At 61.9% G+C, this 21128-nt stretch carries 24 protein-coding genes; 12 read left to right on the top strand and 12 right to left on the bottom strand.

Annotated features, from left to right (window positions below):
• The first annotated feature begins 35 nt into the window (after positions 1–35).
• Complete coding sequence (locus BPHYT_RS21640; protein ID WP_012426249.1) at positions 36–887, top strand: alpha/beta fold hydrolase; 852 nt, start codon at positions 36–38, stop codon at positions 885–887.
• Positions 888–928: 41 nt separating this feature from the next.
• On the opposite strand, the gene BPHYT_RS21635 is transcribed toward BPHYT_RS21640, so the two are convergent.
• On the bottom strand, positions 929–1333 hold the full coding sequence (locus tag BPHYT_RS21635; protein ID WP_012426248.1) for a VOC family protein: 405 nt from the start codon (positions 1331–1333) through the stop codon (positions 929–931).
• 203 nt (positions 1334–1536) lie between these two features.
• The gene (locus tag BPHYT_RS21630; RefSeq protein WP_012426247.1) at positions 1537–2400 is read right to left on the bottom strand and encodes an NmrA family NAD(P)-binding protein; all 864 of its coding nucleotides are present in this window, start codon (positions 2398–2400) and stop codon (positions 1537–1539) included.
• A gap of 184 nt (positions 2401–2584) precedes the next feature.
• On the opposite strand from BPHYT_RS21630, the gene BPHYT_RS21625 reads away from it, so the two are divergent.
• The 3 genes from BPHYT_RS21625 (at position 2585) to BPHYT_RS21615 (ending at position 4755) form a co-directional block, all read left to right on the top strand.
• Positions 2585–3499: a LysR family transcriptional regulator gene (locus BPHYT_RS21625; protein ID WP_012426246.1), complete on the top strand. Its 915-nt coding sequence runs from the start codon at positions 2585–2587 to the stop codon at positions 3497–3499.
• 117 nt (positions 3500–3616) lie between these two features.
• A complete protein-coding gene (locus BPHYT_RS21620; RefSeq protein ID WP_012426245.1) occupies positions 3617–4084 on the top strand; it encodes a GNAT family N-acetyltransferase in 468 nt (155 codons plus the stop codon).
• Positions 4081–4755 carry an FMN-dependent NADH-azoreductase gene (locus BPHYT_RS21615; RefSeq protein WP_012426244.1) on the top strand — a complete coding sequence of 225 codons (675 nt, stop codon included), beginning with the start codon at positions 4081–4083 and terminating at the stop codon, positions 4753–4755. Before BPHYT_RS21620 ends, BPHYT_RS21615 begins: the two co-directional genes overlap by 4 nt.
• 117 nt (positions 4756–4872) lie before the next feature.
• On the opposite strand, the gene pdxR is transcribed toward BPHYT_RS21615, so the two are convergent.
• A complete protein-coding gene (gene pdxR / locus BPHYT_RS21610; RefSeq protein WP_012426243.1) occupies positions 4873–6402 on the bottom strand; it encodes a MocR-like pyridoxine biosynthesis transcription factor PdxR in 1530 nt (509 codons plus the stop codon).
• A gap of 188 nt (positions 6403–6590) precedes the next feature.
• Between pdxR and BPHYT_RS21605 the strand changes: the two genes are divergently transcribed.
• The 5 genes from BPHYT_RS21605 to BPHYT_RS21585 all read left to right on the top strand — a co-directional run bounded on the left by BPHYT_RS21605 (position 6591) and on the right by BPHYT_RS21585 (position 10758).
• Positions 6591–7343: an SDR family oxidoreductase gene (locus tag BPHYT_RS21605; RefSeq protein ID WP_012426242.1), complete on the top strand. Its 753-nt coding sequence runs from the start codon at positions 6591–6593 to the stop codon at positions 7341–7343.
• A 106-nt stretch (positions 7344–7449) separates the two neighbouring features.
• Positions 7450–8160: an SDR family NAD(P)-dependent oxidoreductase gene (locus BPHYT_RS21600; protein ID WP_012426241.1), complete on the top strand. Its 711-nt coding sequence runs from the start codon at positions 7450–7452 to the stop codon at positions 8158–8160.
• 234 nt (positions 8161–8394) lie between these two features.
• Positions 8395–8916 (top strand): TetR/AcrR family transcriptional regulator, encoded by a 522-nt coding sequence (locus tag BPHYT_RS21595; protein WP_322786759.1) that lies wholly within the window; start codon positions 8395–8397, stop codon positions 8914–8916.
• Between the two features lie 161 nt (positions 8917–9077).
• Positions 9078–9956 (top strand): NmrA family NAD(P)-binding protein, encoded by an 879-nt coding sequence (locus BPHYT_RS21590; protein ID WP_012426239.1) that lies wholly within the window; start codon positions 9078–9080, stop codon positions 9954–9956.
• A 40-nt stretch (positions 9957–9996) separates the two neighbouring features.
• Entirely contained in the window at positions 9997–10758 is a 762-nt protein-coding gene (locus tag BPHYT_RS21585) for an SDR family oxidoreductase (RefSeq protein ID WP_012426238.1), read from the top strand.
• 186 nt (positions 10759–10944) lie between these two features.
• Here BPHYT_RS21585 and BPHYT_RS21575 read toward each other — a convergent pair whose 3' ends face one another.
• On the bottom strand, positions 10945–11145 hold the full coding sequence (locus BPHYT_RS21575) for a hypothetical protein (RefSeq protein ID WP_012426237.1): 201 nt from the start codon (positions 11143–11145) through the stop codon (positions 10945–10947).
• Positions 11146–11712: 567 nt separating this feature from the next.
• Positions 11713–12402, bottom strand: coding sequence for a ferredoxin reductase domain-containing protein (locus BPHYT_RS21570; RefSeq protein ID WP_012426236.1), 690 nt, complete (start codon positions 12400–12402; stop codon positions 11713–11715).
• Between the two features lie 376 nt (positions 12403–12778).
• On the opposite strand from BPHYT_RS21570, the gene BPHYT_RS21565 reads away from it, so the two are divergent.
• Positions 12779–13402 (top strand): LysE family translocator, encoded by a 624-nt coding sequence (locus BPHYT_RS21565; protein ID WP_012426235.1) that lies wholly within the window; start codon positions 12779–12781, stop codon positions 13400–13402.
• A 9-nt stretch (positions 13403–13411) separates the two neighbouring features.
• On the opposite strand, the gene BPHYT_RS21560 is transcribed toward BPHYT_RS21565, so the two are convergent.
• Positions 13412–14827 carry an aminotransferase-like domain-containing protein gene (locus tag BPHYT_RS21560; RefSeq protein WP_012426234.1) on the bottom strand — a complete coding sequence of 472 codons (1416 nt, stop codon included), beginning with the start codon at positions 14825–14827 and terminating at the stop codon, positions 13412–13414.
• A 258-nt stretch (positions 14828–15085) separates the two neighbouring features.
• Between BPHYT_RS21560 and BPHYT_RS21555 the strand changes: the two genes are divergently transcribed.
• The gene (locus tag BPHYT_RS21555; RefSeq protein ID WP_012426233.1) at positions 15086–16414 is read left to right on the top strand and encodes an aspartate aminotransferase family protein; all 1329 of its coding nucleotides are present in this window, start codon (positions 15086–15088) and stop codon (positions 16412–16414) included.
• 210 nt (positions 16415–16624) lie between these two features.
• Here the strand turns inward: BPHYT_RS21555 and BPHYT_RS21550 are convergent, their stop codons facing one another.
• From BPHYT_RS21550 to BPHYT_RS21530, 5 genes are all read right to left on the bottom strand, one after another.
• Positions 16625–17143 carry a DUF6496 domain-containing protein gene (locus BPHYT_RS21550; protein WP_012426232.1) on the bottom strand — a complete coding sequence of 173 codons (519 nt, stop codon included), beginning with the start codon at positions 17141–17143 and terminating at the stop codon, positions 16625–16627.
• A gap of 168 nt (positions 17144–17311) precedes the next feature.
• Positions 17312–18028 carry an O-methyltransferase gene (locus BPHYT_RS21545; RefSeq protein WP_012426231.1) on the bottom strand — a complete coding sequence of 239 codons (717 nt, stop codon included), beginning with the start codon at positions 18026–18028 and terminating at the stop codon, positions 17312–17314.
• 92 nt (positions 18029–18120) lie between these two features.
• A complete protein-coding gene (locus BPHYT_RS21540; protein WP_012426230.1) occupies positions 18121–18417 on the bottom strand; it encodes a 4Fe-4S dicluster domain-containing protein in 297 nt (98 codons plus the stop codon).
• A gap of 2 nt (positions 18418–18419) precedes the next feature.
• Positions 18420–18728 (bottom strand): hypothetical protein, encoded by a 309-nt coding sequence (locus tag BPHYT_RS21535; protein ID WP_012426229.1) that lies wholly within the window; start codon positions 18726–18728, stop codon positions 18420–18422.
• Positions 18729–18740: 12 nt separating this feature from the next.
• Positions 18741–19322, bottom strand: a complete 582-nt coding sequence (locus tag BPHYT_RS21530) for an RNA polymerase sigma factor (RefSeq protein ID WP_193372830.1) — start codon at positions 19320–19322, stop codon at positions 18741–18743.
• A 151-nt stretch (positions 19323–19473) separates the two neighbouring features.
• Between BPHYT_RS21530 and BPHYT_RS21525 the strand changes: the two genes are divergently transcribed.
• Entirely contained in the window at positions 19474–19725 is a 252-nt protein-coding gene (locus BPHYT_RS21525) for a hypothetical protein (RefSeq protein ID WP_012426227.1), read from the top strand.
• A 125-nt stretch (positions 19726–19850) separates the two neighbouring features.
• Here the strand turns inward: BPHYT_RS21525 and BPHYT_RS21520 are convergent, their stop codons facing one another.
• On the bottom strand, positions 19851–21059 hold the full coding sequence (locus BPHYT_RS21520) for an ABC transporter substrate-binding protein (protein WP_012426226.1): 1209 nt from the start codon (positions 21057–21059) through the stop codon (positions 19851–19853).
• Between the last annotated feature and the right edge of the window lie 69 nt (positions 21060–21128).

The raw sequence follows: 21128 nt of genomic DNA, 5'->3' as shown, positions 1-21128 counted from the left end.
GACATGGGGCATAGTGGCCGCAAAGGAGCCAGTCCATGAACGCCCGTACCGACCTCTCAGTGCTTGCCGTGCCCGAACTGTCGTTTGCGACCATCGCATCGGGCATCTGCGTGCCGTATGTCGAGTGCGGAGAAGGCGAGCCGCTCGTGTTCGTGCACGGCTCGCTGTGCGACTACCGCTACTGGAATGCGCAGACGGCAGCGCTCTCGCAGCATTTCCGCTGCATCTCGGTGAGCCTGAGCCACTACTGGCCAGCCAGCGAGGCGTGCATTCAGGGCGAGTTCGGCTGGCAGACGCATGTCGGCGAATTGGCCGAATTCATCGAGGCGATCGATCTTGGGCCCGTGCATCTGGTCGGCCATTCGCGTGGCGGCTGCGTGGCGTTTCATGTTGCCCGCGACTATCCGCGGCTCGTAAAAACGCTGACGCTCGCCGATCCAGGCGGGCCGTTGCAGATCGACGGCATGCCGGACGCGACTTTGCCGGCCACGACCAATGTGCTGCGCGCGCGCGTTGCTGAACTCATCGAGAGCCAGCAGATCGACGCGGGCCTGGAGCTTTTCGTGGACTCGGTGAGCATGCCCGGAGCGTGGCGCAAGAGCCCGGTTGCGTTCCGCACCATGGCGATCGACAACGCGGGCACGCTGCCCAAGCAGCTCCGCGATCCGTTGCCCGCCTATTCCCGCGAAACCGCGCGCGGCGTGAAGTGCAGGACGCTGCTGATCGACGGCCAGCGCAGCCCGCGCATGTTCCGCAACAACGTCGACAAGCTCGCGGAGTGGATCGATTATGCGGAGCGGCAAACCATCGCCGGTGCGTCGCACGGCATGAATGTGTCGAACGCCGGCGCTTTTAACCGGCTCGTGCAGGCGTTCGTCAACTTCTGATTCCGGCATTCAGCGTTTCGCGGCAGGGTCGTCGAGGAACATTAGAGGTCGAAAGTGCCGCGATATTTCTCGTCGGCGTCCGAACGCGTGTTGATTTCGACGAGAACGCCACCGGGCACCTCGCAGAAAAACCGCGAGCCGCGCTCATGCTTGAACACGCCGGTCTTCATCACGACGCCGGCGCCGGCCATCTGCTCGTAGAGCGCGCGAACCTCGTCGAGAGAAGCCAGCTCGAAGCCGATATGAAAGTTGTGCGGCCACTCGACCGGATGGCCGGCGGCGTCATCGATCACGATGTCGAAACCGGGGCGTTTCAGAAACCAGCTCGTCCCTCGCGCGGCAACCGTACAGCCTAGATGGTTCTCGAAAAAGGTGGCGGTGGCGCTCACATCGGATGAAGGGAAGCTCATGTGATTGAGCTTCATGCTGGTGGTGATATCGGTCATGTCGATCTCCGTTGAATCGGATCGCTCGCTGCGTTCCGTACGGAGGATGTTACGAGTAAAAGCTCACATTCCATACTCGCATCGCCCGGCTCGCGCTATCGGCCGCTCAGGCCCGTGCTACGGGCGTTTCCGCACATGCGACGCCAACTTGCGCGCGGCTTGCTCACGTTTTCTCGCCCGTCGCTCAGACCATGAGCCGATCTTTAGACCGACTGCGAGACGAGATCTCGCAGAACGGTCTCCAGCTCCACTTCGCCCTTGACGATGTCGGCTGGGTCGCCCTCAAAACAGATCCAGCCTTCATTGAATCCGTCGAGCATGCGCATACGCGGCAACGGCTCCTTCATACCTTGAGATCGAAACAGCGCGTCCCATGTTTCGCGCGGCACCGCCTCCGCACGAACCGGGCAACCGAGCACCTTGGCAAATGTCTGCGCCAGATCGTTCGGGCTCACGCGTTGCCCTTCCAACTCGACGACACGCACGCCGCGCCAGGTCTGCAGAAGCAGTTGCGCGGCAACGCGACCGACGTCCGCGGTCGCGACCATCGGCACAGCCCTGTCGAGCGGTTGCAGAAAGCTGGAGATCACTCCGTTGTCCCGCGCCGGCGCAACGTCCCATGCGGCGTTTTCCATGAACCAGCCGGGACGCAAAAAAGTCACGGGCATCGGCAAATCGCGAAGCGCCTGCTCCATCAGCGTAAGTTGCGTGAGCAGATTGGTTTCGGTGGCGTGCGCGCCGATCGTCGACAGGCAAACCACCTTGCCGGGCGCCACCGATTGAAGCGCACCGCGCACGGCGTCAATGACAGCGCGCGCCTCGGGAAAGCCGGGCGACGGATCGAACTCCGGCGGCGGCAGAATGAAGACGCCTTGCGTGCCCTCGAAAGCGGCGGTAAGCGAGCCCGCATTGTCCATGTTGGCGGTCACCACTTCACATCCGCGTTCAGCCCACGAGCGTGCCCGGGTGGCATCGCGTACAACCGCGCGCACCGGCTGGCCCGCGGCGAGCAACGTGCGCGCTACCGCGCCGCCGACCTTCCCTGTTATCCCTGTGATTGCATACATTGCAGCTTCTCCTCGCGTAGATAAATAACGTTGAAACGCACTGTCGGGATGGATTGTGGGCAAACGCGATGAGAAACTAAATGACATGAATGACACTTGTGAAGTGACTCGTGGTTACTAATACGGCATAGTGCGGTTTTTGATGCACTGTGCGGAGGCAGTCAATGACCAGGATGCAGCGCCCATGAGATCGTCCAGTGAGAATCTCTCTAGCGGTATCAGCGTATTTGCCGCTGTCGTCGATGCGGGGACGTTCGCGGCCGCTTCCGAATTGTTGGGCATGTCGCCGCCAGGAGTTAGCCGCGCCATCGCTCGACTCGAAAAACGGCTCAAAACACGGCTATTCAATCGGACGACTCGCGCCGTTTCCCTCACGGAAGAGGGACGGCGCTTCTACGAGCAGGTCATGCCGCACCTGAGGGGCATGGAGGAAGCGGCCGCAGCCGCGGCAGGAGGCGCCGCGACAGTGCGCGGGAAGCTGCGCATCAATCTCGACCCGGTTTTCTCGCGGATCATTCTGGGCCCGAAGCTCGATGAATTCATGGACGCGCATCCTGAGCTCGAACTCGAACTGATCGCCAGAGATCAGCTCGGCGATCTCGTCATGGACGGCTTCGATCTGGCCTTGCGGTTCGGCGAACCTCGCTCATCCAGTCTGATTGCGCGAAAGCTCCTCGATACCGCGGTGGTCACCGTCGCAGCGCCCTCGTACCTCGCTCGCAGGGGGCGGCCGGCGGAGCCTCAGGAACTGGGGCTCGGAATGCACAGGTGTCTTGAATTCCGGAACCCGGATACCGGCAAACCGTATCCGTGGGAGTTTCATCGCAAGCGCAAGAAGATCGTTGTCGAGACGAATGGACGGCTTACGGTGAATGATCCGAGCGCGCTCCTCAACGCGTGCCTGGCCGGCTCCGGCGTCGCGCAGATGCTGCTGCTCGGCGGCGAGCACCTGATCCGCGAGGGACGGCTCGTCAACCTGTTCCCGGACTGGCCGGACGAGCGCTTCCCGCTCTATGCGTACCATCCGTCGCGACATCACACGCCGGCCAGGACGAGAGTATTTCTCGACTTTATCGTCGCGTTGACGAGAACGGGTTAGAAAGCTGACGACCGACGCGAAACGACGCCCGATGGCTCAATCGAATCGCCGATTCTTGGCTCTACCGACCAAGCCGTGCGCGGGATATCGTGAGCGTCGTTCCTCATGGAGACGCCTATGCCCGCCTCGCTTCGCTTCGTTCACCTCGACACGCCCGAGTTACTGCTCCCCGCATTCGACGTCATGCGTCAGTTGCGACCGCATCTCACCGACGCGCATTCGTTCGCCGCACAGGTGGCCAGACAGCATGCCGACGGCTATCGCCTGCTCGCTGCTTCCGACGCGAGCGGCATCGTCGGCCTCGCCGGTTATCGCATCCTGACCAATCTGCTGTACGGCCGCTTCGTCTATGTCGACGATCTCGTGGTGGATGGCAAGCTGCAACGTGACGGCATCGGCGCGCAACTGCTCGACGCGGTACGGCAGATTGCGCGCGAAGCGGGCTGCGTGCAATTCGTGCTCGACACGGGTCTGCACATGCCGCTTGCGCAGCGCTTTTATTTCCGTAACGGGCTGCTCGCGCGAGGCATGCACTTCGTCGAGCCCCTCGCCCCTCTTTCCCCTGCTAGCGCGCTCACGCCATGAGAATCTTGCTGATCAATGCCAGCCCGCATGGTGAAGCGAGCCACGGCTACCGTTTCGCCGACGAAATCGTCGGCATGCTGCACGGGCACGCCGCACCCGCCGCCTCGGCCATCACCGTGGTCGAGCGCGACCTGGCGGCCGCGCCGCTGCCGCCGATCGCCCGCGATTACGCACGCGCCGTCACGTCGCGCGCGCCGGATACGGCGCATTTCGATGTCTCCGAGCAACTGATCGGTGAAATCGAAACCACGGATGCGCTCATCATCAACACGCCGATGCACAACTTCACGGTCCCGGCAGCGCTCAAGCTGTGGATCGATTACACGCTGCGCATTCATCGCACGTTCGCCTCGACGCCGGAGGGCAAGGTTGGACTGATGCGCGACCGGCCGACCATCGTGATCGTCGGTTCGGGCGGTGTGCATAGCGGCGAACGCGCGCGGCAGACGGATTTCCTGACCCCGTATCTGCGCTACGCGCTCGGCTCGATCGGCATTCACAGCGTGCAGTTTCTTCTTTTGCAGGGGCTCGTGATGGGCGAAGCGACTGTGGCCAAAGCGCTCGATGCGGCGCGCGTTCAGCTTACCGGCGACGCAGTGTTCGTCTCGCTTGCCGCGCAGGCTTCCCGATGCGCGAGGACGGCGGCCGGTAGTACTGCACGGAGCGCATAGGGCATAGGGCATAGCGCACGCCGGACGAAATGCGATGCCAAAGCGTTTCTGTCGCCTTGTGCGAAAGCGTGCCGCGCTGCGCCGCGTCAATTCGAAACCCGGTACATATCCCGTGCTTCAACCGTCCAGACACGCGCGCAACGTTCGCGCGAGACGGCCTGCTTCATCCGCATCGGCGATGTTCGCGAAGCCCATCACCAACCCGCGCCGCGTGCGCCGCGCCCGGCTATTCGCGTGCCAGATCGAAAGCGGCAGCACCGCGAGCCCCGCCTTGCGGGCACGCGCGGCGACGGCGACATCGTCGACCGGGCCATCGGGGCCTTCGGCGAACTGCACCGCGAACTGAATGCCACCCGGCGGCAAATCGACGATCAGCCGTTCACCGAACGCCTTCTCCAACGCATGCACGATCAATACGCGCCGCTCGGCGTACAACGCGCGCATGCGCTTCAGATGCCGCGCAAAATGCCCCTGCGCAATGAAATCCGCGACGGCCGCTTGCAGAAGCATCGGCGATCCGGCGTTCATGCTGTGCGCCACCTTCCCGACGCGCTCGACGGCGCGCTCCGGCACCACCACATACGCTAGCCGCAAACCGGGAAACATCACCTTGCTGAACGTGCCGCAATAGATCACGCGGTCGCGCCGGTCGAGACTCTTCAAAGCCGGCAATGGCCGGCCCAGATAACGGAACTCGCTGTCGTAGTCGTCTTCGATAATCCAGCGGGAAGCCTTCCCTGCCCAGTCCAGCAGCGCCATGCGTCTTGCGAGCGACAGCGTGTGCCCGAGCGGGCTCTGGTGCGACGGCGTGACCACGGCGAAGCGCGCCTGCGCATCCAGCAGCGTGCCGCGCTCGACGTCGATGCCTTCGCCATCCACCGGCACCGGCACGAGCTGCACGCCGGTCTCGGTCAGAAAATCGCGCGCGAGCAGATAGCCGGGATCCTCGAACCACACGCGATCGTCCGCGCGGGCGAGACTGCGCAACACGAGTTCGAGCGTCGCGCGGAAGCCGCCGGTGACGAACACCTGTTCCGGCAAGCAGGTCACGCCGCGCGACAGCCCGAGATACGTGGCGATATGTTCGCGCAGCGGCCGGTAGCCGGACGGATCCGGATACGCGAGCATCGCGCGTTCACCGCTGCGCGCACGCTGTGCAACGAGCCGGTTCCATACCTTGCGCGGAAATGCGTCGAGCGCGGGCAGCCCCGGCTGCAACGGCCGCGGCTCGCCGCTCATGGCGACCGTGAGGGCCGCCTGGCGCGGCGCCGCTCGGCCATCGCGCGATTCAGGCGGCGGCTGCGGCGAGTCTGCTCCTGCAGCGCCTTGTCTGGCGCGCGCGGCCTGAACGCCTTGCGCCCGCGACGAGCGCGTCACCGAGGCCGGCAGCGACGCCGATACGAACGTGCCCGCCGCGCCGCGCATCTGCAGGTAGCCCTCGTCGACGAGAATCGTGTAGGCGAGTTCAACGGTGCCACGGGCTGTGTTCAGCTGCGTGGCGAGGCCGCGCAGCGCGGGCACGCGATCGCCGGGACGCAGATGCCCCGCGGCGATCGCGGTTCTGAAACGCTCGCAGATTTGCAGATAGATCGGCAACTGCTGCTGCCGGTCGATTTCAATGGTCAAAGCGGGCGTTGGAACGGTCATGACTCTCTCGCGGACAAGGGAAGCAGCAAGCGGTTTGTACTAGTCGGATCGTCGATTCTTGGCACTTTTCGATCGACCATGATTCTTCCACAATGGCCTCACGCGATGAGACGGCGGCGAACCATTTCGCGCGATACGACACTCGCCGGGCGCCCCGCGTTCATTCACTCTCATCTGGAGAATTTGCCATGAAAATCGTCGTAATCGGTGGGTCCGGCCTGATCGGATCGCGTCTTGTCACGCTGCTGGGCGAAGCAGGCCATGAAGCGGTCGCTGCGTCGCCGCGTACTGGTGTCAACGCTGTGACCGGCGAGGGTCTGAGCAATGCGCTCGTGGGCGCGGACGTCGTAATGGATGTGACAAACGCGCCGTCATGGGAGCCGCAGGCGGTACTCGACTTCTTCCGCACTTCGGCGCGCAATCTTGGCAAGGCCGAAGCGGCTGCGGGAGTGCGCCATCACGTGGCGCTCTCCATCGTCGGCTGCGACCGCTCGCCGAAGAACGCGTATTTCGCTGCCAAGGTCGCGCAGGAGGAATTGATCCGGGCAGCCGGCGTGCCGTACACGATCGTGCGCGCGACGCAGTTCATGGAGTTCATCGGCGGTATCGCGGATTTCAGCACGGTCGACGGCACGGTGCGTATCGGCGAAGGACTGTTTCAACCGATCGCCGTGGATGACGTCGTCGCCAACCTTGCGCAGGTCGCGCTCGCTGCGCCGCAAAACGGCACGGTCGAGATTGCCGGCCCGGACCGCGCACCCTTCGCGGAGATCGTCTCGCGTTTTCTGAAGTCGGTGGGCGACGCGCGCCCGGTGGTGACGGATCGCGATGCGCTGTATTACGGCGACCGCGTCGAGGAACAATCGCTCGTGCCGCTCGGCGATGCACGGATTGGCCGCGTCAGTCTCGACCAGTGGTTCGCGCGCGCAAAGAACGGTTGATTGCAGGTTTAAGCGAAACCTGAATCAACGTGTCGGCGTTTAATGCTGATCGGAGCTGTTAGGCCGATCGGCTTCGAAACCGAATGAAAAATTTTCTGGGTAAAGCATGAGCAAGTCGCAGAAGGTTGTCGTCGTTACCGGCGCGTCGCAAGGCATCGGCGCCGAAGTCGTCAAGGCGTTTCGCAAGCTCGACTATCGCATTGTCGCGAACTCACGGTCGATCAAGCCGTCCGACGACCCGAACATCCTCTGCATCGCCGGCGATATCGGCGACCCGGCAACCGCCCGTCGCGTCATTACCGAAGGCGTCGCGCGATTTGGCCGGATCGACACGCTGGTGAACAACGCCGGCATTTATATCGGCAAGCCTTTCACCGAACACACCGCGCAAGACTACGCCGCGGTGGTGAACGTGAATATGACGGGCTTCTTCCATATCACGCAGCTAGCCGTCGCCGAAATGGAAAAGCATTCGAGCGGTCACGTGGTCAGCGTCACCTCCAGCACCGCCGACAACGCGATCAGTGGCGGATACTCGGTACTGGCAGCCCTGACGAAGGGTGGTCTGAACGCCGCCACGAAGTCGCTGGCGATCGAGTACGCGAAGAAAGGGATTCGCGTGAACGCCGTCGCGCCGGGGATCATCAAGACGCCGATGCACGCGCCGGAAACCCATGAAGCGCTGGGTGCCTTCCATCCGCTCGGGCACATGGGCGAGGCGAGCGATATCGCCGATGCGATTCTGTTCCTCGATACCGCACCGTTCATCACGGGAGAAATCCTGCACGTGGACGGTGGCCAGAGCGCCGGTCGTTAAACTCATCGGGCACCGCAACGCGGTGCCCTTTTATTTTGCTGCTCGCTCCTTAGAGCCGGCCCCAGTCCGGCAAATCCGCATGCGCAGAAAAAAGACGCAGCGAATTTCGCCTACTTCCCTTGACATTCAATTAGATGATGACTAACATCTAAATCAACGAATCGTCCTGGAGCCAGCACTATCATGAGGAAATCGAGGGTCGAAACCGCCGAAACCCGGCAGCGAATCGTCGACGTGGCAGCGCGCAAGTTTCAGCTCAACGGCATTAGCGCGACGGGCTTGGCCGACGTCATGTCTGAAGCCGGGCTCACACACGGCGGCTTTTACCGGCATTTCGAATCCAAAGATCAGCTGGTTGCCGAAGCCTGCGCAACCGCGGCGACCAACATCGTCGCCACGCTAGAAGAAGCGGCCAGCGACAGCGACGTCGAAGAGGGTTTTCGGGCCATCGTCGAGCGATATGTATCGACCGGCCACCGCGACAACGTCTCGGGCGGCTGCCCGCTTGCGGGAATGGGCAGCGAGTTGTCGCATGGCGACGAGAACACTCGTGCGGCCGCTTCTCAAGGCTTCCGCGATCTCGTTGAGGTCGTAGCGAAGCGACTGGATCCGCAGCGGTCTGAGGCGACGGAGTCGAAGGCCGTCTTTGCGGTAACGGCGATGATCGGCGCCATCACCATGTCCCGGATTCTTACGGACAGCGACGCCTCGGCATCGGTTCTGCAGCAAGTCAAACAACATCTCGACGCGATCTAGGCGACTGGCAATCCCGACCCTCGCCTAAACATTTATCCGCTTCTGTGTATATACACATGAAGATGAAAGACCTACATGTCGCTGCCAGACCAGGCATCGATATGCGCCGCCCCCGGCACTCGCCAAGAGTGCGCATACCTTGAGAATGGAGCATCGACATCATGCAACAACGCAACTATCTGGTAACAGCCGCCGCTGGCAAGACTGGCGTGCACACAGTCCGTCACCTTCTTGAAGGCGGTCACGGCGTTCGCGCCCTTGTCCACCGCGAGGACGAAAGAAGCGCAGCGCTTCGAAAGGCCGGCGCCGAAGTCATCGTGGGTGATCTTCTGGAACACGACGATGCGATACGCGCCACGGAGGGCGTTTCGGGCGCCTACCTGTGCTATCCCGTGCGTCCGGGGTTCATTCAGGCAACCGCATACTTCGCGGACGCGGCGCGGCGCGCAAATCTCGACGTCGTGGTGAACATGTCGCAGATCTCCGCTCGCGAAGACTCGAAGAGTCACGCTGCCCGCGATCACTGGATCGCAGAGCGTGTTCTGGACTGGTCGGGCGTGCCGACCGTCCACCTCCGCCCCACGTTCTTCTCGGAATGGCTGACGTTTCCGTGGGTGCGCGACCCCATCGTGAAAGAAGGAAAGATTGCGCTTCCTTACGGCAACGGACGCCATGCACCGATCTCCGCCGAAGACCAGGCGCGAGTGATCGCAGCGATTCTCGCTCAGCCGTCAACGCATATCGGCAAGACGTACCCGCTGTATGGTCCCGTCGAACTCAGCCAGCAGGAGATCGCCGACGCGGTCGGCAATGTGTCGGGCCGCAAAATCGTCTACAGCCCGACAAGCATCGAGGACTATCGCAAGCATCTGGAAACATACGGTCTGCCCGAATTCATGATCCAGCATTTTCTGGAAGTGGCAATCGACTACCAGAACGGCATCTTCGCTGGTACCAACGACGTGATCGAAAAGATCACCGGACAAGCGCCGCAAACAATCGACGCATTTGTCGCCGCCAATCGCGAGGCGTTCCAGTAAGCGCATCGTTCAGCCTGAATCGTTAGAAGGAACCGTTATCATGAAACTCAGCGGAAATACGATCTTTATTACCGGCGGCACCTCGGGTATCGGCCGGGCACTTGCAGAGGCGTTTCATCGTAAAGGCAACAAGGTGATCGTCAGCGGACGCCGCAAGGCCTTGCTGGATGACGTCGCCAACACAAATCCGGGCATCGACACAGTAGAGCTCGATGTCGATGACCCGGCGCAAATTCAAAATGTCGCGAATGAGTTGATCACGAAATATCCGTCGCTCAATGTCGTCATCAACAATGCGGGAATCATGCCGTTTGACGATGTAACCGGCCCCTTCGACGACGCGCAGGCGGTGCATTTAATCAACACCAATCTGCTGGGACCCGCGCGGATCAGCGGTGCATTCGTCGAACACCTCAAGACACGACCGGAGGCGGTCATCATCAACAATAGCTCGGTTGTCGCGTACATTCCGATGGCAATGGCGGCACTCTACTCGGCAACCAAGGCCGCCATTCACTCGTACTCGCTTTCTCAGCGTTTTGCGTTGCGCGAGACTTCCGTTCGCGTGTTGGAGATTGCCCCGCCTTGGGTTGACACAGATCTTGTCCATAAGAGCGGCGATCCGCGAGCGATGCAAGTCGAGCCGTTCATCGCGGAGATAATGGCGCTTCTCGAAAGCGCGACGACTGAAGTCGTCGTAGAAGCCGCCAGGCAGTTGCGGACCAGTGCGGGACCGAACGAGCACGGCATTGTGGATTATTTCAATCAGATGATTTTAGATAACCCGCTGCCGACTCCCTGAAGGAGGTTCTATCCGCGGCCCGCGACGTGGCGTGGCGTGGCGTGGCGTGCCGACACGGTCGCCGCGATTTGCGCCGCGCGCAACACGCCCGGCGTGAATAGTAAGACTTGAGAAAGACAGTGCGGCTCGCCATGCGGCACTTCGAGATAGTTCGCGTGCCCCGGCCGATTCCAGGCAAATGTCTGCTTATGCTTCAACAATCGTCGCGTCAAAGTCCTCATCGACGAAAGCGACGAGAAACTCTTCCGGCATCAGCCACGAATCAACGCTGACCGTCTTCGTGTCGATGTCCACGTTGACCTTCGCGTCGGCGTCGACGGTCTTCATCGCATGTTCGAGAGTCGGAATATCGTCAGAGCGAATTTCATCTTTAACCGAGAATTTCATTTTTCATTTCTCCAGTAGATAACATCAGTTTGTTGTCCGCACCATTCGTCTTCATATCCTTCATGGTCCGACACAGCCGAATGTAGGCGCGTTGTCTCGAGTTTCGAATACCCGCACCGTACAAACAGTCTTGCGCGGTGAGAACAAATCGAAAATCAGGCTGCAGAGCTTGCTGGCCTGACGTGCACGCAGTGGCACTAGCTGAGTGCTACGCCGAGCAGGCCCGCTGAGATCTTTCGAATGTCGGAAAAGCCATTTGTATCGGCTTCGGGACGCGACTGCCCGAGCGTTGGCAATGGCCGATGCTCAGCCAGACGCAGAGGCTTCACATAAGCCCAAAGTCCGCCGACCGAGCTAAATGGACAATGCTGGAGTTTTCGCAGCGAGCCGGGATGTGCAGTCGGTCACTGGCAAATCTGCTCCCGCTTTTCTCGCAAGGCAACGGGAGCTTGATCAAATGAATCGGAGATATTGATCTTCTGAGGTGGCGCTTCGTGGGGTTTCCGGAGGGCCGTGCGTTTTCGGCTCACCTTCGTTGAGAAGCGGGCCGTCACACATGTTCGTCGACTATGCGCTTCTTCTGTCACCCAGGAAAATTTTGTGGATATTGGCCGGATACACCCAGTCGCGAGCCTGACGCTCGATGAGATCCATAAACGCCGGCGGACCACTGCAGTAAATCTGAGTGTTAGCCTGCACTGGGCTTATCGCGTGAGAAGTCGCCTGCTCCAGTCGGTCAGCATCCAGACCAAAATGGTGATAAACCCGACTTTCGCTTTTGAGCGCGTCTAGCTCATTCCGAAAGACTGCTCGTTCAGGAGACCGGGCAAAGTTGTGCAACTCGAATTTCTGCCCCGCCAACGCCAGCCGTGTCGCAATCCCCGCGATCGACGCCGCGCCGACACCTCCCGCAAACAGTAACGATTGGGTACGGCCGTCCAAAATAACCGTAGGACTGCGTGTCGTCACGATAAACGCCTCGTCGCCTTGACTCAACGAAATGTCCGCTGTTTTCGCATCCGTGTCGGCATCGTCTTGTCTCACGGCGATGACGTACGCACGCGGCCGAGAAGTAAAACGGCACAGGGGATATATTTTCTCTTTGCAGATGACATCGTCGCGAACAAGTGTGACGCAAGACCCATCGTCAAACGACGGCAGTTCGGATCTGCATCTGGTTTGAAGTTCAACGGCGTGATAACTCTCGGCAAGTTGCCATTTCCGTGTAACGACGACTGAGAGGAATTTGTCGTGCATGTCTTCTCCAATAGGACCTTCGTCTTCCTCGATCGGAAGTTCGTCGGTGTATGGATTGCATGAGATGGCCGGTCCAGCAAACTGCTGGAGGGTGGTTGAATGTCCGATTCAGGTTAGGGCGGAAGGCAATCACCAGCAAGGCGTTCAACGCGAATACCACCTATATAACCGTGCTGATAAAGGGTGGCCGTTGGCTCGGGGGCAGCAGATGGTCAGCTCGCCGACCTGGCGAAGTTCGCGCTCGGTACTGATTGAGCGGCACCGGCACCGGCACCGTCACCCGTACCGGACACCATCCCACAAAGCGTACCGGTACTGTACCGGCAACCCTCGCTAGAATGCTCCAACGTCCTTTCGACCGACACCGGAGCTTGCCATGTCATACCTCAGTCTCAGCGCGCTGCCTGCCGGCATCCTGTTCGCGCTCGTCACCACCATTACGCCCGGTCCGAACAACACGATGTTGCTGGCCTCCGGGGTCAACTTCGGATTTCGGCGCACGTTGCCGCATCTGTCCGGCATCAGCGCTGGCGTCGTGCTGTTGATGCTGTCGGTCGGGATCGGTCTGGGGGAAGCCTTCGTGCATTTCCCCGTGCTGTACACGGTGCTCGAGGTCGCGAGCGTCGCTTATCTGCTGTACCTCGCGTGGAAGATCGGTACCTCGGGTGAGCTGAAGATGAAAAAAGGCGAGCGCCGGCCCATGAAGTTCTACGAAGCGATCGCCTTCCAGTGGGTCAATCCGAAGGCATGGATGATGGTGCTGACCGCCGCCACGACGATCCACCTCAGCGAGAGCTACAGCATGAACGCTATCGCGATGGCGGTGATCTTCTACGTGATCGGCTTTCCGTGCATCTGCCTGTGGGCGGGTTTCGGCACCGCCATGCGGCAGGTGCTGTCGGATCCGAAGCGCTTGCGCATCTTCAATGTGGCGATGGCGCTGCTGCTGGTGCTGTCGCTGTATCCGATCGCGCTGAAGCTGATCGGGCAGTCGGCCTGAACGCGGCCTCTACAACGTCCCCTGCCCCACTCGCTCGATAAACCGCCACAACGCATCGTCCGTCGAATACGGTACGTTGAAGCGGAACCAGGCGCTCGGAGCATCGTCGGGACGAAAGTAAGAGCCCGGCGCGAGCCAGATACCGTGTGTGAGTGCGGCCGTCGCCACTTCGCCGGCCCGCTCCGCTTCGATCGGCAAGCGCGCCCACAAAAACAGCCCGGCGCGCGGCCGGTGAAACAGTTCCAGACCCAGCGAATCGAGCCGATCTTCAACGGTCGCGTGCGCGAGCTTGAGGCGCTCGTTGACGGCTTCCACGTGACGCGCGTAGCGCCCCTCCAGCAGCACCTTGTCGACGATCCGCTCGATCGCCTCCGACGACGTCAAACCCACCGCCATTTTCGTGCGCGCCAGTTCGCGCAGCACCGCGCGCTCGGCGACCACGTAGCCGCAGCGCAGCCCCGGCGTCACCGTCTTCGAAAAGCCGCCGACGTACAGCACGCGCTGCAAGCCTTCCATCGCCGCGAACAGCGGCGCGCCGGACGGCGCGAGTTCGCGGCTCACGTCGTCCTCGATCACCCACATGCGCTGACGCTCGGCGATCTGCAGCAGGCGGAACGCCGCGGACATTCCGAAGGTCGCGCCGGTCGGATTCTGCAGCGTCGTGTTGACGAAGATCGCTTTCGGCTTGTGCTCGGCAACCAGCGCTTCCAGCACGTCCGTATCGACGCCCGCCGGCGTGCGCGGCACGCCATGCACGACGAGGCCGGCGAGCTTGAGAATCTGCAGCAGATTGCAATAACCGGGATCTTCGACGATCACGGCGTCGCCCGCTCGCAGCAGCGTGCGCACGATCAGATCGAGCCCTTGGGTCGCGCCCTGTGTGAGCAGGATGTTCGACACATCGACCGGTAAGCCGCGCCGGTCGAGCTGCTCGGCGATCCGCTCGCGCAACGGCGCGAATCCGTACGGATGCCCGTAATCGCCGAGGCGCGCCGCGGGCACCCGGCTCATGGCGCGCAGCGCGTGCTGCAAACCGGTTTCGTTGATCCACTCGTTCGGCAGCCAGCCGCCGCCCGCCTTGATCGGCACCGAATGGTCGGCGAATACGTCGGACAGGAGCCAGGTCGCGGTAATGCTCGGCGGCTGCCAGTCGGTCGCCGCGACCCGCGCTGACTGCGAGCGCGCCGCCACGCGATAGCCGGAACCGCGCCGCGCGACCACGAGTCCCATCGACACCAGCCGGCTGTACGCCTCGGTGACCGTGAAGGTGCTCAGATCATGGCTTTGCGCCAGTTGCCGCACCGACGGCAGCAGCGCGCCCGCGCGCAGCGATTGCCCCTCGATGGCGCGCGCGAAGCCTTGCACCACCTGGTCGACGAGCGTGGGAGCGGCGCGCCGGTCGCGCTCGAGTTGTAGTTCGATCATGGTCTGGACAAAAAAGCGGGCCGCGCGGGGCGGCTGAAAGTGTGAATACGTGCGCACAATGCGTATGTGCTAAATGCGGTGCCAGCGAGCCTGCCCGCCTGCCACGGCACGCATCGACACAGTTGGCGAAGATTCACCAACACAGTTAGCGCCACACCGCGTCAACTGTTTATGCCGCCATTAAACCGCGAACGCTACAGTTTCGCCATGCCCCGAAGGAAGTCCTTCCGGGGGACTACTTCGATTCGAGGAGATACCATGACTTCGCGCCCCGTCATCGACGACCTGTCGTCTTTCTGGATGCCCTTCACCGCCAACCGCCAGTTCAAGGCCGCGCCGCGCCTGCTGGAATCGGCCAAGGGCATGTACTACCGCAGCACGGACGGGCGTGAAGTGCTCGACGGTTGTGCCGGTCTGTGGTGCGTGAATGCCGGCCATGGCCGCGAGGAAATCGTTGCAGCGATCACGGAGCAACTCTCCACGCTCGACTTCGCGCCGACCTTCCAGATGGGCCACCCGCTCGCCTTCGAAGCAGCCACGAAAGTCGCCGAGCTGATGCCGGAAGGCCTCGACCGCATCTTCTTCACGAACTCGGGTTCGGAATCGGTCGATACCGCCCTGAAAATCGCGCTCGCCTACCACCGTTCGCGCGGCGAAGGCCAGCGCACGCGACTGATCGGGCGCGAGCGCGGCTATCACGGCGTGGGCTTCGGCGGCATTTCGGTCGGCGGCATCGCACCGAATCGCAAAACCTTCTCGGGCGCGCTGCTGCCGGCGGTCGATCATCTGCCGCACACCCATAATCTCGAACACAACGCGTTCACGAAAGGCCAGCCGGCTTGGGGCGCGCATCTCGCCGAGGAACTCGAACGCATCGTCACGCTGCATGACGCGTCGACCATTGCCGCCGTGATCGTCGAACCGGTGGCCGGCTCGACGGGCGTGCTGATTCCGCCGCAAGGCTATCTGCAAAAGCTGCGCGAGATCTGCACGAAGCACGGCATCCTGCTGATTTTTGACGAAGTGATCACCGCGTTCGGCCGCGTCGGCAAGGCTACGGCGAGCGAATACTTCGGCGTGACGCCCGACCTGATCACGATGGCAAAGGCCATCAACAATGCCGCGATCCCGATGGGCGCGGTGGCCGCGAGCCGCACGATCCACGACAGCATTGTGAACGGCGGCGCGCAAGGCGCCATTGAACTGTTCCACGGCTACACGTATTCGGCCCATCCGGTCGCGACAGCCGCAGCGGTCGCGACGCTCGATCTGTACAAGCGTGAAGGCCTGTTTGAGCGCGCCGCAACGCTCGCGCCGACGTTCGAAGCCGCAGCCCATTCGCTGCGCGGCGCCAAGCACGTGAAGGACGTGCGCAACCTCGGCATGATCGCCGGCGTGGAACTGGAATCGCGCGACGGCGCACCGGGCGCGCGGGCTTACGAGGCGTTCGTCAAATGTTTCGAGGCGGGTGTGCTGGTGCGCTTTACGGGCGATATTCTCGCGTTCTCGCCGCCGCTCATCATCAATGAAGAGCAGATCGCGCATATCTTCAAGACGGTTGGCGACGTGCTGGCTACTGTGCAGTAATTAACTTGCGATAAGCGGCAGGAAGAGGGCGGCGCGTGATTTGCGCCGCCTTTTTTTTTCGAGCGCGCTTTGCGCCTTACAGGCTCGAACCAAGCATTTAGAGGATGGCGGCATCGCGCGGGACAGCGCGGCCGCCGCCAGGCGCGGCGGGCCGTCGATCTAGCCTAACTCGGCAGGCCGCCGGGCTGCGCCGCGCGACTGCAACTTACCTCAGTGATGCGTACGCGAAGCCCGTGTCTGAGCAGCTTTCTTCGCCGCCGCTGAACGTCCTGCAGCCCCCTTCGTCGCGGCCGCCTTCTTTGCCGCGGCCGAACGGCTGGCCGCCGGGCGTTTCGCTGCCGCGGTCTTCGTCTGCTTCGACAGCGCCGCGCGCGACGCGCCCGCGCTGCCTTCACGCTTCAACGCATTCGTAGCGGCGCGCGAGCGCTTCGCAGTCGACTCCGTGCTCTTCTTCGTCGCGCTCTTGTGCTGGCCCGCGGCGTTATCCGTCGCAGCTTTCTTGCGCGTGGCCTCGCTCGCCGTGCCCTTCTTCGGCGATTTCACGGCGACTCCCGCGCGGCGCGCTTCCGAAAGGCCGATCGCAATCGCCTGCTTGGCGGACCTGACGCCGTGCTTGCCGGCACGCACCTTATCGACCTGTTCCTTGATGAATTCACCCGCTTGGGTGCTCGATGCTTTACCGGCGCGCTTGTCACTCTTGGCACGCTCGATCGTTTTCTTTTCAGGCATGACGGTTCTCCAGTTGGGTATGGCCTGTGTCATACAGCAACGCGTGTGCCGCACGGCGTCGGCAGGCGAATCACGCTGAAAAAAGCCGTCTGGAGCCAGCCGACCTCAACAATTGCCAGTGACATTTTGGTCAAGTTCACCATCACAGCAACACCGCTCCCCGTCAGCCTACGAAACGACAACCGTAAATTCGACCCCTGATTCAAAGTCCAGCGTCGTCGTCGAGAAACGCGGATTGCCGTCAAGGTAGTGCTTGTATGGCCGAACGGCGTCCTCGGCTGTGTACATGTTGTCGGCGAGAACGATAGATCCGGGTCGTAACAGCCGTTCAATCTGCTTGAATAGACTCAGATAGGAGCTGGCCCATACGTCGATAAACACCATGTCGAACGTGCCGTCCAGTCCGGAAACGGTCTGGAAAACATCACCCTCCCGCAGGTCGACATACGCTTGCACGCCCGCCGTTCTGACGTGGGCCCGAAGCTGTGCGCATTTAACAGCGTCGAGTTCGGTCGCTACAACGACGCCGCTGCCGAGCATGCGAAGCGCCTCGGCGAAATACAGCGTGGACACACCGCAGGAACTGCCGAGTTCGAGGATTCGGGCCGGTTTGTGCGAAAGCACCATATTGCGCAAGAACCTTCCCGTTTCCGCCGACACGGCGAGCGACAGCGGCGTGCCTTGCGAGGCTTCGAAATCTTCGCTGGATAGCCCGAGCGTTTCGAGGAAACGGCCACGCAGACGCGGCGCGAGCATTTCGTATTCCTCCGCAAGATCCTGGAACTCCTGGCTCGATCCCTGGAACTGCGCGCGTGCGCGGGCTATCACTTCTGTCTGGCTCTGTTCATGAAGCCGCTGCAAAAGACCTGTGGTTGATGAAGCCATATGCGCTCCTTGACGAGACCGAAAATACTGATGACGTATCAAACGACAGACAACGGCCCTGCCTCTGCGTCACCAGCTAAAAACGTGCGGCGCTATGCCGTTCTGGCCAGCTTGATCGCTCGTTCAGGGCACGCCGTCACGCAAAGCCCGCATGACCGGCAGGCGTGCGCATTGGGCGTGTAGGCGACTTTCATTCCATGCACGCGCAGCTTGAGGCGATGCATCAGATCGAGGCCGCGATAATCGGCCTCGTCGATGCGCCGGATCTCAAACACATTCTCGGGGCAGACCTCCATGCAATCGCCCTTTCCCTCGCAACGTGTCAGGTCGACAACCGGTGCAATTACGCCCGGCATCTGTTTGCACTCGGCCGCTGATTTCTCGCGCATGTTCAATCTCCCGCCCGCCGGTCGCGGCCCGATCGCCATGCCGTCTGGAAATGCTCGCGTTCTTCGGGTGTCATCGCTTCCCATTTGCGCCAGCGACGCCGTTCGCGCCAGCCGCCATGTCCGCGGAATCCGCCGAACAGGATGCGGCTCAAAACCAGCAAGCCCAACGCATGGGCGAAGTCGATCGCACGAGCGCCGACGAATAGCGCCGGAATCACCCAATTCCATAGCGTCATGACCACCCAGCCGAGCACGCCGATAGCGACCACCACAAGCAGTGCCTTACCCGCACATCTGATTCGAAAATTCATCCGCCAACTCCTTTAGATACCCAGTTCGTCACAAATGGCCTGCAGCCGCGCACGCAGATGCAAGACCGCATAGCGTTTGCGCGCGAGCAACGTATTGAGCGTGACGCCGCTTTCCGCCGCCATCTCCTTGAAGGACCGGCCCTCCAGTTCGTGCGCGACAAAGACCTCACGTTGATTCGCTGGCAACTCATCGAGCGCGTCCTGCAAGGCCTTCAGCAATAGAGCGCGCGCGTAGAGGGCTTCGGGACCCGCATCGTGCGCCGGCAGGTCGAGGTCGAGGCGATACTCACTGTCGGCGTCGTCTCCGCTCGCGGACAGATCTGCCAGCGGCTGCTCTTTCTTCTTGCGAAACCGATCGACGATGCGATTGCGCGCGGCACGGAACAGCCACGCACTCGCCTGTTCGATCGGCGCGGGAAGCCGGTAAGCCTGCACGAATTCGTGGAACACATCCTGCAGAATGTCCTCGGCATCGTCTGGGTCGCGAATTCGGCGCCGGATAAAATTGACGAGCCTCGTGCGCTCACGCACCACGGTCGCGGTGATGTCGGTGTCTCGTTCGGTCATCGTGTGCGAAGTGGGTGGCGGTTCCATGCGCCTGAAGACGTTTCAGGCGCGCGAATATTGTGGCGGGCGCGAAAAATCTTTGCTGGAGCAACTGTGCAACAGCGCTCGCGCCGCTCATCCGGACGGCGTATGGTGCTGGTAAGGGTCGGCGTGTGGTCCGGCCCGACGGGAGACGTCCATGAAGATACCTACCGTACGTGCCGCCGCGCATATCGAGGGCGTGCACTGGATCGCCGAGTACGCCGAAGACGTCCACGAGATTCGCGTCTTTCGCGAAGGCCAGGAAGTGGATGTGCACAACGCGCCGTCCACCCTGTTCGGCGACGAGGAAAATGCGGGCTCCAAAAGCACCGCGGATCATCGCGCGGTCGAAGCCGCCGTATTGGCTTATCTGAAACGATTCGTGATCGAGCACGACGCGGAGGAGTAGCCCTCCGCTCACCGCGCACTGCTCACCGCCGCGCGCTGCGGCGGGTCACCGTGGATCGCCGTGCGGCGACGTGGTGCGTTTTGCTCCAGATGCCCGCGACGCCGCGCGCCGCAGGCATCGGCACCTTACTCGGCAGGCCGCAGCTTCTTGACCTCGGCATCCGAGGGCTGAACGCTCGCGCCATCGATATACCGGTACGAGGTCATCACGCCCTTGCCGTCCTTCAAACCCGTCACGCCGACATACGCGCCCATGGTCGACTGATTGTCCTGCGCGCGATAGGTGATCGGCCCGAACGGCGTGTCCACACCGAGGCCCTTGAACGCGGCGGCGAGCTTATCCGGATCGACCGACCCCGCCTTCTTGATGCCCGCTGCAATCGACATCAACGCCGAATACCCCACCACCGAGCCGAGCCGCGGATAGTCGTGATACTTGGCCTGATACGCATCGACGAACTTCTTGTTGGCTGCGGTATCGATCGAGTACCACGGATAGCCCGTCACGATCCAGCCGGTCGGCGCTTCGGCGCCTAGCGGGTCGAGATAATCCGGCTCGCCCGTCAGCAGCGACACCACGCTGCGATCCTTGAAGAGCCCGCGAGTATTGCCCTCACGCACGAACTTGCCGAGGTCGGCGCCGAACAGCACGTTGAAGATCGCATCCGGCTTGGCGTCGGCGATCGCCTGCGTCACCGCGCCCGCGTCGACGTTGCCGAGCGGCGTGGCCTGCTCGGCGACGAACTGCACGTCAGGCTGCGCCGCCGTCAGCAGCTTCTTGAAGGTCGCCACCGCCGATTGCCCGTACTCGTAGTTCGGATACACGAGTGCCCAGCGCTTCTTATGCAGCTTGGCGGCTTCCGGCACCAGCATCGCCACCTGCATATACGTCGAAGGCCGCAGACGGTACGTGTATTTGTTGCCATCGGCCCAGACGATCTTGTCGGTCAGCGGCTCGGCGGCGAGGAAGAAAATCTTCTTCTGCTTGGCGAAGTCAGTCAGCGCGAGGCCGGTGTTCGAGAGAAAGCCGCCGAACAGCAATTGCACCTGCTCGCGCGCGATCAGTTCCTGCGCGACGCGAATCGTGTCGCCCGGATTGCCATTGTCATCGCGCGACACCACTTCGAGCTGTTTGCCGAGCACGCCGCCCGCGGCGTTCACCTGGTCGAGCGCGAGATTCCAGCCGTTCTTGTAAGGCCCGAGAAAGGCGGGCTGCGCCTTGTAGCTGTTGATCTCGCCGATCTTGATGGTCTGCTGTGCGCTCGCACTCAAGGCGGCGAGCGAGAGCACCGTTGGCACCATGAGGCGAGAGATCCATCCTGCGCGCGTGGTCATGCGTTTCTCCGTTATCAAAAGGATTGCGGGAATGCGGTCATTGTTATCGGATATTTCGAAAGGGGTTCG

This window comes from Paraburkholderia phytofirmans PsJN (assembly GCF_000020125.1).
GTDB classification, from domain to species: domain Bacteria; phylum Pseudomonadota; class Gammaproteobacteria; order Burkholderiales; family Burkholderiaceae; genus Paraburkholderia; species Paraburkholderia phytofirmans.
The sequence above is the reverse complement of the archived record's forward strand: the minus strand, read 5'-3'. Positions and strand labels throughout refer to the sequence as shown.